The following is a 14,204-nucleotide window of genomic DNA, read 5'->3' on the forward strand; positions in this document are numbered from 1 at the left end:
GCATGTATTTATATCGTGTATTCTCCCAGTAGCGTAGTTTGATCATCTGATCTGGTCATTTTTATTTTGGTATGCTGAAACGCCTCATAATGACCAAAATTGAGCTCTACGATTCCAGTGTCCCATTCTTTTTTGATATTGATTAATTTTTCTCCCAGTTTCGGTGCGTAGCTTTTTAAATCTGTTGTCCCACTAGGTCTGCCAGTAATATCTGCTTTTTCATATGTTGTGTAGAGTATGACTTTATCAATTGTAATTCCTACAAAAACTGCAATCGCCTTGGCATTTAAATAACTGGCTCTAAATTTTTGTTTGATTTCAATCCACTTACGATCACCAATCGAACTCTTCATTTCAATCAGATGAAGTTCCCATTGATCCTCTATTTTTCTAAAAATCAAGTGATCTACACTTTTTTTCATACCGATATTTTTATCTGGTCTCACAAAGTTGCATTTACCCCGGCTATCAAAATCTTCAATACAGAGATTATCCCTGGTGATTTTAATCTTTAATTCACTTTTACCACTATCACGCATCTCTTTTAGAAGATATTCTTCCGCTTCTGCATCAAAATATTTTTCTGCGATAAAATGATCCAGAGCATACTGAATTCTTGTCTCAGCTATCATTTAATCCTCCTGAAATGCATACACTTCATTGACCAGGTTTTCCAATGCCGCATTGAAAGTGGGGACAATAAAGCCGTATTCGTTCGATTCCAGCGGTTCAATATTTGTCTTTCCCATATTATCTGAGTTAAATTGATACATTGCGATCATTTCTCTGTTTATCATATCGTCTTTTGAATAAGAATATTCTTCCATCAATTTGGCTTTATCCGCATTGTTATCAAGTTTTATCATATTGTTGACATGCTGTAAAATGGTATCACTGTGGGTGGTGATCCAAACCGGAATCCCACTATTTACGAGTTTTATAATCAATTTTGCCATCTCCCATTGGAGTCTCGGATGCAAATGCGCTTCCGGTTCTTCAATGATTATAGTATTGAATTGAATATTTGATTTTAACAATAACAGCAACGGCGAAACCTCAGCCACTACCGAAGATGAAATATAAAGGGGAAGCTCTCTCTTTGATCCAAAAGGTATATAATTAAAAGTCGGCGCGTATTCTTTTTTAATTGCTATTTTTCCACCGATCATCCTCTCCTCAATAAATTCAATCAATTGTTCATTCTTTTTCGAGATTTTGCTGACATTTTCAAATTTTAATATCAATCTCAGAAAGTCAACGTAGGGCATGGTCAAGGTACTACTGTTACCCGTTTCATCCGTTCCCGAAAAGCTATTGGTCAAAGATGCATCCAATAGCTGTAAATAGGTTAGCATAAACCCCATTCGAGAAGCCGGCAAATAGACCGGTTCGCCACTTCTTCGACCTTTGACAACCGGTGTATAAAGAGGCGCTGCGATTCCTTCCATGACAATATTCCAACAGAAATAAACACAGGTTATAAAAATATCCTCTTTGGTATGATTTTCTTTTAACGGAATCGTGATGGTATTATTTCTAAACGAATAGCGTACCCCATCATTGTTCCATTTCATCGTCAAAGAGTCTTTGATCGAATAGTCTCGGATTTCTATTTTCCCGATTTCCATCTCATAGTTAAAGATTTTTTTTGTTAATGCTCTGGCATTTTTTGCCAATATCTGGTTAAACCAGTCAATAAATAGCTGTATTTCCGAGTTTGACAATTGCATGTCCTTGCCAATATTCTTTTTAACAAACGCTTCACAGACTTTATAATTGGCTGTTTCAGGTGGTTTGGACGGAAAATAATCTTTGCTATAAGTCAGCAAGCCCCACAGCAAGCTCATCAAATAGCTTTTTCCGCTATTGTTGTCTCCTACAAAACACATCAGCGGCGCTATTTTTATGTCGGCCGAGACAATTTTAGCAAAGTTTTCAACATGGAGCGTCCATTCTTTGTTGATCCCATTTTTCATCACATAGACCTCTCTTCTGGTATTTTTAGATTTTTGGAGCAACTCATAGACAGCAATTTTTTCATCGATAATTTAGAACATTCTACCATCATTTTCAGTTTCTGAAAATTATTCACTGGCTGAAAATGTTGGTAGCATATTTTATTTGTTATCCTGTTTTAGCTGGTTATAAATTTTCAACTGTTTCCATAATGGATACAGTCGATCTTTAATCACTTGACTACTATAGCAGTCCCAAACCCTTAGACTCGACTTTATATCTTAGCCAGCAAGTTGACCCTAACCGCTTTTTTTCCTTCACTGGCGACTTCCACTTCCTGGAATTTAGCGTAGTTCACCTTAACCCCGTCATCCAGATCGATGGGGATGCGGCTCAGGGCGATGTGGGCGATGGCCTGGTCATAGAGCCTCGTTTCGGCCAATTGTTTGATCAGTTTTTCCTTCTTCTTTACTGCTGCTGCTTTCTCGCTGGTCGAGGCTTCACTGGCGAGGATAATATTACAGTGGTTAAGGATGTCTTCAAGTTTGGCCTGAACTTTATGAAGGTAATCGGTTCGTACCCGCCCGACCGTGTCCTGATCGTAACGGTGCATATAGATCAGGGCTTTAAAGCCGTTTTCTTTACCACTGTCAAAGAGCCAGTAAATCGGCCGTTTCTGATAAATTTTTACGTGATCTTTATAGAAATCCTTGAGAAAATAATTCCGGATGACCTCCCGGGAGGTATTGCCTTTATTCCCCAAGGCCCCGGCAATAAAGTCGAGATTTTCTTCCAGGGATGCGTCTCCATAAACTACTTTGATAAAGTTAACCAGCCGGGCTACCATGTCGTCATCAAAATATTCTTCATCGGTAATGGGGATGATATTGTCCTTATCTGGAATGATGGTAGTGTAGTTGTCCACTTCCCATTCCCCACCGGCATAGGCAATGCCGGGTGCATCCAGTGAATAACGCCCTAGCATACAGCCCACCGCATAGGAAATCAGAGAACGGATATCCCGCCCCAGATCGGCCTTGCGAATGGTGACATCCTTGACTTCCACCTCCGGGGTGAGTTCGTCTTCCAGACCATAGATTTCAATGAAGATCCGGTTGAGTTCTTCTTCGTTGGCTTTGAGTTGGGCGAATTGGTTTTCAGTGAAGGTTTGCCAATTGCGGTACGCTAAAGCAAGCGAGTGTTTGAATGGGATTTGATCAGTTTTGTCTTTTGGAAAAACTTTGCCATCATTTTTGAATGATACATCGTAGCGATTTTCGCTGCCTAATTCTAATAAGGGATGGCATTTAAAATCCCAGGAAGTTTCGAAGCTATCCCAATCAATTTTGGCTATGTTAATATTTTGTTGAGTTAATTTATCAATGCATGGTTTATTATCATTATCTATAATAATTGGCAAATTCTTAACGTCCCTTACCTGTGTACTTATTGATGGGTTTAACACTTTGAAATACATATTAGCAACTGGTGAATTTAAAATTCCCAAACAATATTCTAATTTTTCTAATCTAACAATACTTGGTCCTTTTTTATCAAAAATACATTTAGGCGGTAAATACCTAAATGTATTAATGCTACTCGTTAATTCAGTATAGGTAATACCTTCTTGATCCCAGTAACGTTCATTTAATAAGTTTGAAGTCTTATTTTCTTTATAAAATGATAATGCTTCATCCGAAAAATCAACTATAAGTTCCAAATTACCATACCATTTTCTAAATTCTCCTCCTTTTGCATAAAACTTCCAGTGATCATTTCTGATTTCCGATGAGTGAATTTCCCACCAATTTCTGAGAAACTTTTCATTATCGGCCGTAATATGTTGTGAGCCTGTAAAATCACTTATACTCTGTATACTTATTCCTTTATTAAAATTCTGAACAACACTTTCACTTACCCAATAAGCAATTGGCTTGCCAGGGATTTTCGAGAATATTTCACTTTGTACACAATATGCTCCCATTTTTTTCTGTTCAAAAAATGCTAATTCTTTATCATAAATTTGAGTATAATTATTTGTTAGATCAAGATATTTTCCTGAATACCTACTTATGACTGTGCGCCTAACTACAAAAGCTACCGCTTGTGCAACTTTAGAATTTATTTCGGGAAAACTATTATAACCAATTTGAATGAGACTTGAAATCGAAGTGTTATTTATGCTATTCTCTCTCAATCTCACGAAACTTGAAAGGAACATCCAAGATTGCATGGTGACCATTGCCTGATAACCATTTATTTTTGACATTTGCCCACAACATTCTATAAACACCGCAAATAAATCACTCTTGCTATCCGGATAATGCTTCTTAACATAGTCTCCTAGCTTCAGGCCCATGCCAGTGCTTCCCATATAAGGCGGGTTGGTAATCACCACATCGTATTTTTGTGCCATGATCTCCGCCTGTTTGATCAGCGGTATCAAGTGATTCCTGACATCATTCTGAATAATGCGATCCATAATATTGTCATAAACTGCTTCGTTAATCGCGTTGACCCGTTTATTCAGCGCTTCAAAATCAATGACAGGTACTTCCAGAATACTGCCGTATTCTTTGGCATCCGTAAACACCTCAACAAGTGTCTGGGTATCTTTTAAAAGACTTTCATTCCCATCTGCAATAAAGCTGATCAACTCCGTTTTAATCGCGTTGCTTTCCTGAATACTACAGAGATTTGTTTGTATCCCACTGGTTAAAATCCGACGGTTATATTTTCGCCCCTTCATCATCACGGCAAAATAGGCCAGCTGAAAAGCCCGGTCATCGATATCCAGGCCGTAAAGGTTTTTTTCAATAATCAGTCTGGCGGCATCCCGCTGGGTATAACCACAGCTTTCATAAATCTGCATCAGCACTTCAAAGGCATAAACGAGGATATGGCCACTACCCATACAGGGGTCCATCACTTTGATGTCTTCCGGGTTGAGATTTTTAGCATCTTGGCGCAGGGTTTCCAGCTGTGCCATCACCTCCGGTTCCTGTTCGGCCTCTTCCAGATAGTATTTCCAGCCCAAATAGCTGCCATTTAAATACTCATTTGTCATTCCAGCTTCGGCCTGACAATGCTCAAGCCACAAACGTCCCAAACTATTTTCCACCAGATACCGAACAATCCAATCGGGGGTGAAAAGCTGGGTGGCCGAAGGAAGCCGCTCTTTGGTAATTTTTACGTTCTTTTTTAAAAGCGCAAAGGTTTCATCTTTGGGCTCGGTATTGTAGTACTGATACATCCATCCGATAATCTCCACCGCATCCAGAAAATCTGCCTCCTCAATCTTAAGCAGATCCCGAATCACGCTGTCTTCTTTCGTGTAAGCAATATCCAGGAGAATTTCGGTATAATCCCGGTTGGCTGTTGAGGTGTTCTCAAACAGCTCCGGCAGAATTCCCCCCAGGGCGTTGCATTGTCTAATCAAGAGCATCCGAAATAGATTGTCCATGTCATTTTTCATTTTCAGGCTCAGGATCTCGTCCTTTTCGGCCGGGGTTAAACCCAGTTCAATATCGGGCGCCTGGGTGACCAGATCCGGTTCCAATTTATCCTTTGTTTCTGAAGACAGCACCCGCACCTTAGTGGGAAGATAGTCGTTGACTTCCATAAAGCGAATGGCGATAATTCGGTTAAACCAGGTATAGGCCACCTCTTCCATCACCGTGTTATAACCTTTTTCTTTGATCTGACTGATCAGGTTTTCCCGCTGGGTCAGTTCTTTTCCGGAAAGGGTGGTTTCAGTGCCAAAGTGCGTGGGAAAGACAGCAAAGCCATTCCCCGAGGTAATGGCGGTGGTAATGCTGTCGGTTGTAATTCCGATTATTCCGGCTTTGTCCGTAACGGATGCCAGGAGTTTTCTTCGCGCAGTTACGGCAAAATCTTTAATGGCGGTCTTGTTCATGTCTGGGCTCCCTTAAATGGTCAGATTGATGATCGTATCATCACTGCGGTTGAGTTCGTTTAATAATTCGCTTTTAACGGTCTGGATAAAGGCTTCCACATCGCTTTCAGTTTCGATGGTGACGGTGGTAGGAATTTTCATCGTTTTAAGCTTGACGATTTTAGTTGTTTTAATGATCTCCGGCGGTTCATTCACCGCTACCTCACCCGACTCCGACGGTGGATAAACCACCACCAAGGTATTTTTATAGGCGACAATCTCATGCGTAAACCGTTCTTTTAGCGTTTCACTTTCATAACGGATGTTTTTGACCGTGGCAATTTCATTGGAACCTTCCAGCTTATCGATCAGTTCCCGAAAGATTTTGAGATAGTGGCTTTCAAATTTCTCTTTAACTTCAGTGGGTGTGAGCTGTGCCAGCACCTCCCTTTCGTCATTTAAAACAAGCTCCCGAATCGGTTCAACTTCAACGGCAATCAGTGCACTATGTCGTTTGGCATAGCGGCTTAAAGCATCTGGCAGTTTAAAAATAGCGTTGTAGGGGCTGGGCTTTTTAGCGACCAGCCGGATTTCTTCAATAGTGTCTTTAAGCTCTTCATCGACAATATAGTTTTTGCTGTTTTCATAGATATCCATATATTTAAAGGCCGTTTTGAGAATCTTTTTCTGTTCGCTGTTAAAAAAGCTGATAATCGGTTCCAGATCATCGCCCAGATCCAGGAGGTCATCCCGCTGATCATGGACATGTTTAAAAAATATTAGAGCATTTTTTATCGTCAAGATGGATTCCAGCATCGCTTTGCCATTTAAGAGCACCGACTTTCCAGGATAGCGTTTTTCAAACCGGTATTCAATTAAAAGAGCATCGATTTCTCTTAATTTGCTGATCGCTCTTGCTTTGAAGGTTTTCATGATGGTGTCCTCTTCATCATCAATGGCAGTCATCGCAAAAAGACCCTTCATCACCTCTTTGACCGATTTAATCTGGGTGACGGTGGGATGTTCCCGCTTTTTTATTAAAAGTTTGTCGGCAAACTCAAGTTTAGTCATCACCTTTACCAACTCTTTGGGGTCCGTTTCCACCGGGGACAGGGTTTCGCTGTTTAAAATCAGGCTGGCCTTTCCCTGCTTAAAGAGCATCGCCGCCAGCCACCGTACATCCCAGTCAATAAACCCATAAGGAGCCTCGGAAAAATGTTTAATCAGCGATTTTAATGAAATTTTGGTGTGCCGGGACAGTAGCTCAATGGCATTTAATAGATCTTCCAGGGCCAGATTATTGGCTGCCGGAGCGGTGGTTGTTCCCATCGAAAGCTGATTGGTTGACTTGAATATCTGCTCAATATCTGAGGCCAGCGGCTGGGTTTCCATATAATAAAGCTTATTGTAGCGCGTATTGACCAGCTTAGCCAGGCCATCACTAATCCGACTTTCCGGGTCTTTAGCCGGAATATTGGTTTTATCGCCGGACACGTAGATCGCGGCATTTTTAATGGCTTCTTCGATAAAAATTCGAATCCGCTGTTTCTTTTCGATCAACTCATCCTGTTTGGCCCGTTTAATGCTGCCAAAGTTTTTTTCCAGGGCAACGCCCTGTTTGGTCATAAACTTACTGATCTTTAAGGTCTCCATGATTTCATCCAGAAAGGTGGCATCCCCGGGGAGCTGCACCAGCACCTGGGGTTTCTGGGCGGACAGCATTCGGAGTGTTTCCGTTTTGTAGTCCTCCTCATGGTAGGGGGTAATGATATGAACCGCCATTTCTTCGGATTGGTTGTTTTTAAAATAGCGCCCATCGACAATCTGGTTATAGGGAAAATGATAGCGATTATTGTAGCGGTACTTGTTTTCTTTGATGATTTCCTGGAAGATGATGGCGGCGGCTTCGTTGATGATTTCGCCCATTTCCACCGTTTCATTCTGGATCGCCCGGTTAATATCCTGCTCTTCGTTGGTCAAAAACATATAGATATCACCATTTTTCTGAACCAGCGTCTGGGTGATCAGTCGGCCCAGAGAAACTTCAACTTTTTTTCTTAAATTGATCCGATCATCGTCGACGTTTGACACCATCAGGGTGGTGAGGTTTTCGGTATTGGCTTTAATTTCTTTGACGTGCTTGATCATAAAGAGAATTTTAAGTAACTCCACATCCTGGGATTCCAGCAGCGTATTTTCTTCGGCCTGCTTAATCACAATGCGATGGGTGTGGTCGATAAACTGATCCAAGGCGTTGTAAAAGGTATAAAAAGGCACAATGGCCCCTTCAGCCTCTTCCATCAGAGACATGGCTGATTCCTTAAACAGAGCAATCATCGAGCGTTCCCCTTCGGCCAGATGCTTCCCGGAAGCGCTGTGAGTGCGAATTGCGGTTAAAACCTGGCCCAGCAGATTAAATTGATAGGGGATAAAAGGATAAACCCCAGCGAACTCGTCCCGGTCCCGATAGAGTTTCTTTTCCACTTCTCCGGAAAAGATAATCAGATTTTTGATTATTGATTCTTTTTGGTCGTAGTAAAGCTGAAGAGTCACCATTCCGGCCTGGTTTTTTTCAAGAATTCGCTTGCGGATCACTTCATCCACGTTGGAGCTGGACAAGGAGAGCCGGGTATCAAAACGGCCCTGAATTTTGGAAAAGTCATTGCCCTTAACAGCTACCACCGAATCAATATCCTGCTGACTGGTGACAACCACCCAGGCCTTACCCCCACAGGCGGTACCCAGATTTTCGGTGACGGTCTGGAGATTAAGCATCAGCCGGGGATCTTCCGCAATGTACTGGCCGATTTCATCAACCATAAACACCACATGATGATTGCTGCCTTTTTTGTGGCAGTACTGTCTAATCAGGCTGGCAAATTTTTCGATCGAGAGGGTGTAAGTATCGGCTGATTTTTCACACCAGGTTCGGGCGGCTTCTTCACTCATAATCCCCTGTTTTGCTAAAACTGCCACCAGTTCGTCCTGGATAAAATAGAAGTCTTCCCGGGTATCTTCCCAGGTGTTGCCGTAAGCTTCAAGGTAGGCGGTTTTGAAGCTGTCAAAATTTCCGTCATCAGCGAGTTTGCGTTCCAGGTCGGCCAGAAAGGGGAGTGAACCGCAGAAACCCTGCATCTCGTTAAAAACCTTCATGAAGACATCCATGATGGCATCTTTGGCGGATTTAGAGTTGGACTCACTTTTAGAATCGATATTAAAGAGGATCACGTCGCAAGGCACATTTTCGGCCAGACGGATGTTTGCCATAATCAGCGAATCGTCTAACTTGCTGCCATCGGTAAAAAACTCAACGGCTTTTTTCCCGTTGACGTCTTTGTTTTCCAGCAGATAGGATAAAATCTTAAGAAAGTGGGACTTACCCGAACCAAAGAAGCCGGAAATCCAAACCCCCATCTTATCAGTATGGCCGGAAATGCCGTTTTTGTAGCTTTCGAAAAAGCTGCGGAAGTGTTTTTGCAACTCTTTGGTCACTACATATTCATCCAGTTCCTGATAAATGTTGGCATCGTCGTCCTGGCCGACTTTAATGACTCCTTTAATGTCCCGATCAATGGGTTTGACAAACATATCTGCAATACGCATTTTTTTCCTCCAAAGTTTTTTTGCTTAACACGTTTTTAAGTTTTAGGTATATACGTTGAATTAAGTAATTATGCAAATTGAACTGGCCATCGTGCAGTGTGCGGGCGATTAATAATCGCCCCTACATTAACGATTTAACTCAACTTATATAGTTACAGCGGGTAGCTTCAAATGAGTTTGAAGGCCCGGTAGTAATTATCATCTTTAATGGTGCCAAAGAGCTGTAAATCCTGGCCGGAATAAATACCGGGGAAAAACATCACCACTGGCACGGAGTCCAGTACCTGATGAAGATTGTTCAGCACATTGTGGGAGCGGACAATGGGATAGCATTTTCCCACCCCAGTAATAAAGACTACCGAATGGGGCGGGGTATGCTCAATAATATGGTTGACCAGCAGATTGGTCTTACTAGTGAGGCGAAGCATTTTGATAATGGCCTCATAGGTATAGTCCAGGCCTTTTGCTTTTTCGAACTGGAAACATTTTTCCAGATAGCCCCGTTCTTTTAATACCGCAATCACCAGTTTATAAAGATCGTATTCCACAATCTTTAGGCCGCTGGTTGATTGATTGATTTTTGCTTTGAGATCGGCAATATGCTGCCTGACCCTTAGTTCGTCCTGAGGGGGATAGTCAAAGATGTAGTAGCCCACTTCATTGCCCAGGCCCTTGTTTTTTAAAAAATCATCATTGGTGATTTTTGCCTCAATTTGCTCTAATCGGATTTCGATTTTTTTCATGTTAGGCCTCTCCGGTTATGGCATTCAAATAGGGTGTGAAGCCATGATCTTCCAGTTGTTTTCTCAAGTTGTAGTCAACCAGGGGGATAATGATTTTTCGTTGGCCGGTTACGATTTGGATCACCCCGGCTTCGAGAAGGTTTTTTATATATTGCTGCTTTAATTTTTGGGTGGTCGTTTCGGTCCAAACTGCTACCGTTTCACTTTGCCGTTTCTTTTCATCAAAAAAGTTGTTAATGGACCGATCAGTGATGGCCATCTCACCTAAGCGTATCGCCAGCCGATAAACCTGATGAATAAACTCAAAAAAAAGCAGATCGGTCTTCATAATGCTAATCAGAATAATCAGCTTGGCGGTGCCAATATCACCGGTTACGATGAATTTCAAATAATCATCGGGCAGGCTTTTTAGACGCTTCACGATGACGTTAGCTATTTTACGGGCCCGGGTTTCGTTTTTTACCTGATAAATATTTTCTGTCTGGGCGAGAACCCGAATCGCCTGAACGTCATTCCCGACCATTAAAAGCTTGGCAGTTTTTCGGGTTTCACTGAGCCAAAACAGGCTAGAAACCATTCCGGCGCTGTATTTCATGATCACCCTCCAATTCGGTTTTTGTCGTGTTATTATTGTACCACTTCTTTGACTGTTGATAAATATAAAGTTATCGTTATAAAAATAATCAAATAAAAAGTGGCTATGATTGCATAAATTCCATGCATTACATCATAACCACTTACTCGTTGTTATCCATATTAAAATAGTAACGTTCCTATTTCTTATAAACCGTTAATTTGCAATTTTAACCTGATTAACTGTTCTTATCCCTATTACTCCCACTCAATCGTCGAAGGCGGTTTGCTCGTGATGTCATAAACAATTCGACTGACGTGCTTCACTTCATTGACAATACGGGTGGAGATGTTTTCTAAAACATCATAGGGAATGCGGGCCCAGTCGGAGGTCATCCCGTCAACTGAGGTCACGGCGCGCAGGCCGATGGTGTAGTCATAGGTTCGTTCATCACCCATAACCCCAACACTGCGGTTTCCCGGCAATACCGCAAAGTATTGCCAGATTTCTTCATCCAGACCGGCTTTAGCGATTTCGTCCCGGAAGACAAAATCGGCTTCTTTTAAGATCTCCAGTTTTTCTTTGGTGATATCGCCCATGACTCGAATGGCCAGACCTGGCCCCGGGAAGGGTTGCCGCCAGACCAGATCGTGATCCAGACCAATTTCTTCCCCGACAGCCCGAACCTCATCTTTAAACAGGTTTCTCAGGGGTTCAATTAGTTCAAAATCGACATCATCCGGCAGTCCGCCAACGTTGTGGTGACTTTTGATGACCGCTGCATTTTTGGTACCGCTTTCGATGACATCAGGATAGATGGTTCCCTGTAGCAGAAAATCGATATCGTTTAATTTACTTGATTCTTCTTCAAAGACACGGATAAACTCCGTTCCAATAATTTTTCGTTTTTGCTCCGGATCACTGACACCTGCCAGTTTACCAAGGAAACGTTCTTCGCAGTTCACCCGGATAAAGTTCATATGAAAGCGCTTCTTAAAGATCGCTTCAACCTGATCGCCTTCATCTTTGCGAAGCAGACCATGATCCACAAAAATACAGGTCAACTTGTCCCCAATGGCCTTATGAACCAGGGTTGCCGCAACGGAAGAATCCACCCCGCCACTAAGGGCGCATAACACCCGACGATCGCCAACCTGCTTCTTGATGGCTTCAATCTGTTCCTGAGCAAAGTTATGCATAGTCCATAAACCTTCACATCCGCAGACATGATAGATAAAGTTATTTAAAACTTCTTTACCATATTTGGTATGTTCCACTTCGGGATGGAATTGTACTGCATAGAGCTTGCGTTCCTGGCATTCCATGGCTCCAGTCGGACAGGAATCAGTCGTCGCAGTGATGCAGAATCCTTCCGGGATCGTCTGGATATAGTTCGTGTGACTCATCCAACAGGTCGATCCATCAGGAATATCTTTAAACAGCACGGAGTCTGTTTCAAATTTCAGGGCTTTTTTACCATACTCCCGAATATCGGCCGAATCAGTGATGCCTTTTAATTGCTCAGCCATTAACTGCGCGCCATAGCAGATCCCTAAAATAGGAATCCCCATGTTATAAATTTCCGGATCACAAAGAGGTGCTCCTGCTTCATGGACACTAGACGGTCCACCAGTGAAGATAATCCCCTTGGGATTTTTCTTGCGAATCTCAGCGGGGGTAATATCATAAGGAACAACCTCAGAATATACTCTGGCTTCACGAACTCGTCGGGCGATGAGTTGATTGTATTGTGCTCCAAAATCCACAATGAGGATGATTTCATCTTGGTAATGCTTTGTTATCATAAATTCTCCTAAAATTGAGCGCTATTGTAGTTAGGTGATTCTTTGGTGATGGAAATATCGTGGGGGTGACTTTCAATCAAACCCGCACTGGTTATTTTTATAAACTGCGATTTTTCTCTTAAATCTTTAATCGTCGCCGATCCACAATAACCCATTCCCGAACGAAGACCACCCACCAATTGGTAGACGGTATCGGCTAGCGGTCCTTTGTAGGGAACCTTACCTTCAACGCCTTCGGGAACCAATTTTTTCTGGCCTTCCTGGAAATAGCGATCCGAGCTGCCATCTTTCATGGCGCCTAAAGATCCCATCCCCCGATAGGTTTTAAAGCTGCGACCCTGGTAAATTATGGTTTCTCCCGGGCTTTCATCGGTGCCGGCAAAAAGACTCCCGATCATAACCACATCAGCACCAGCACCAATGGCTTTAACCACATCCCCTGAATACTTAATCCCACCATCGGCAATGACAGGGATACCATGTTCTTTGGCGACTTCAACCACATCTAAGATCGCGGTGATTTGGGGCACGCCAATCCCGGCCACAACCCGAGTCGTACAAATGGAACCGGGGCCAATCCCAACCTTAAGGGCATCGACGCCTGCTTTAATTAAGTCTTTAGCGGCGGCTCCAGTCGCAATGTTTCCCACGATGAGCTGAACATCAGGATATTTTTCCTTGATTGCTGCGACCGTTTTAATAACACCGATAGAGTGACCATGAGCAGTATCCACCACGATGACATCAGCCTGAGCTTTTACCAGTGCTGCTACCCGTTCAAAGGTGTTACTGCTAATTCCGACAGCACCACCAACGATCAGCCGCCCCCGATAGTCTTTAGCGGCGTTTGGATACTTAATACTCTTTTCAATGTCTTTAATGGTGATCAAACCTTTTAAATTATTTTCAGAGTCCACAATTGGCAGCTTTTCGATCTTGTATTGTTTTAAAATGGCCTCGGCTTTTTCCAGAGTAGTCCCCTCTTCCGCCGTTACCAGATTATCTTTCGTCATCGCGTCTTTGATTTTCTTTTTAGGATCACTTTCAAAACGCAGGTCCCGGTTGGTGATGATTCCGACCAATTTTCCTTCAATCGTAATCGGAACGCCGGAAATCCGATAACGGGACATCAGCTCCAGCGCATCACCGATATTATGTTCTGGTGACAGGAAAAACGGATCCACGATAACCCCGTTTTCTGAACGTTTAACCTTATCAATTTCAAAAGCCTGCTCTTCAATGGTCATATTCTTGTGAATAATCCCGATGCCGCCTTCTCTCGCCATGGCAATCGCCAGTCGTCCCTCGGTAACCGTATCCATACCGGCGCTCATAATCGGAATATTCAGCGCAATTTTTTTTGTCAGATGGGTGCCGGTGTTGACGTCGCCTGGTAACACTTCTGATTTCCCCGGGATTAACAATACATCATCAAAGGTAATGCCTTCCTTTAATATCTTCTCCAACCTTGTACTCCTTTCGAATTCAACTCTCGCTTAGATACAAAAAAAGCAGACAATTGGCCATTGCTTTTCATCTGCTTCATGTAAGTTCTGTAATCTTTATTATGCTGTTTAGTCTAACACAATTTGCTTAAATGTGACAATACTTATTTTTTTGGTAACGTT

At 42.5% G+C, this 14,204-nt stretch carries 8 protein-coding genes; all 8 read right to left on the reverse strand.

Features of this window, described 5'->3' with window-relative positions:
• Positions 1-8: 8 nt before the first annotated feature.
• The 8 genes from DOZ58_RS09170 to guaB all read right to left on the reverse strand — a co-directional run bounded on the left by DOZ58_RS09170 (position 9) and on the right by guaB (position 14,042).
• Positions 9-632 carry a hypothetical protein gene (locus DOZ58_RS09170; RefSeq protein WP_111888007.1) on the reverse strand — a complete coding sequence of 208 codons (624 nt, stop codon included), beginning with the start codon at positions 630-632 and terminating at the stop codon, positions 9-11.
• The gene (locus tag DOZ58_RS09175; protein WP_242988654.1) at positions 633-2,018 is read right to left on the reverse strand and encodes an AAA family ATPase; all 1,386 of its coding nucleotides are present in this window, start codon (positions 2,016-2,018) and stop codon (positions 633-635) included.
• A gap of 212 nt (positions 2,019-2,230) precedes the next feature.
• Positions 2,231-5,872, reverse strand: a complete 3,642-nt coding sequence (gene pglX, locus DOZ58_RS09180; RefSeq protein WP_111888009.1) for a BREX-1 system adenine-specific DNA-methyltransferase PglX — start codon at positions 5,870-5,872, stop codon at positions 2,231-2,233.
• A gap of 12 nt (positions 5,873-5,884) precedes the next feature.
• Entirely contained in the window at positions 5,885-9,454 is a 3,570-nt protein-coding gene (brxC, locus tag DOZ58_RS09185; RefSeq protein ID WP_111888010.1) for a BREX system P-loop protein BrxC, read from the reverse strand.
• A gap of 167 nt (positions 9,455-9,621) precedes the next feature.
• Positions 9,622-10,197 (reverse strand): DUF1788 domain-containing protein, encoded by a 576-nt coding sequence (locus DOZ58_RS09190; RefSeq protein WP_111888011.1) that lies wholly within the window; start codon positions 10,195-10,197, stop codon positions 9,622-9,624.
• A 1-nt stretch (position 10,198) separates the two neighbouring features.
• Positions 10,199-10,792, reverse strand: a complete 594-nt coding sequence (locus DOZ58_RS09195) for a DUF1819 family protein (protein WP_111888012.1) — start codon at positions 10,790-10,792, stop codon at positions 10,199-10,201.
• A 236-nt stretch (positions 10,793-11,028) separates the two neighbouring features.
• Positions 11,029-12,576: a glutamine-hydrolyzing GMP synthase gene (gene guaA, locus DOZ58_RS09200; RefSeq protein WP_111888013.1), complete on the reverse strand. Its 1,548-nt coding sequence runs from the start codon at positions 12,574-12,576 to the stop codon at positions 11,029-11,031.
• Between the two features lie 8 nt (positions 12,577-12,584).
• Positions 12,585-14,042, reverse strand: coding sequence for an IMP dehydrogenase (gene guaB / locus DOZ58_RS09205; protein ID WP_111888014.1), 1,458 nt, complete (start codon positions 14,040-14,042; stop codon positions 12,585-12,587).
• Positions 14,043-14,204: the final 162 nt, after the last annotated feature.

This window comes from Acetobacterium sp. KB-1 (assembly GCF_003260995.1).
Classification (GTDB): Bacteria; Bacillota; Clostridia; order Eubacteriales; family Eubacteriaceae; genus Acetobacterium; species Acetobacterium carbinolicum.

What these genes read in the sequence shown, in the direction of transcription:
- DOZ58_RS09170 (WP_111888007.1), bottom strand. Translation starts at nt 632, where the DNA reads ATGATAGCTGAGACAAGAATTCAGTATGCTCTGGATCATTTTATCGCA.
- pglX (WP_111888009.1), bottom strand. Translation starts at nt 5,872, where the DNA reads ATGAACAAGACCGCCATTAAAGATTTTGCCGTAACTGCGCGAAGAAAA.
- brxC (WP_111888010.1), bottom strand. Translation starts at nt 9,454, where the DNA reads ATGCGTATTGCAGATATGTTTGTCAAACCCATTGATCGGGACATTAAA.
- DOZ58_RS09190 (WP_111888011.1), bottom strand. Translation starts at nt 10,197, where the DNA reads ATGAAAAAAATCGAAATCCGATTAGAGCAAATTGAGGCAAAAATCACC.
- DOZ58_RS09195 (WP_111888012.1), bottom strand. Translation starts at nt 10,792, where the DNA reads ATGAAATACAGCGCCGGAATGGTTTCTAGCCTGTTTTGGCTCAGTGAA.
- guaA (WP_111888013.1), bottom strand. Translation starts at nt 12,576, where the DNA reads ATGATAACAAAGCATTACCAAGATGAAATCATCCTCATTGTGGATTTT.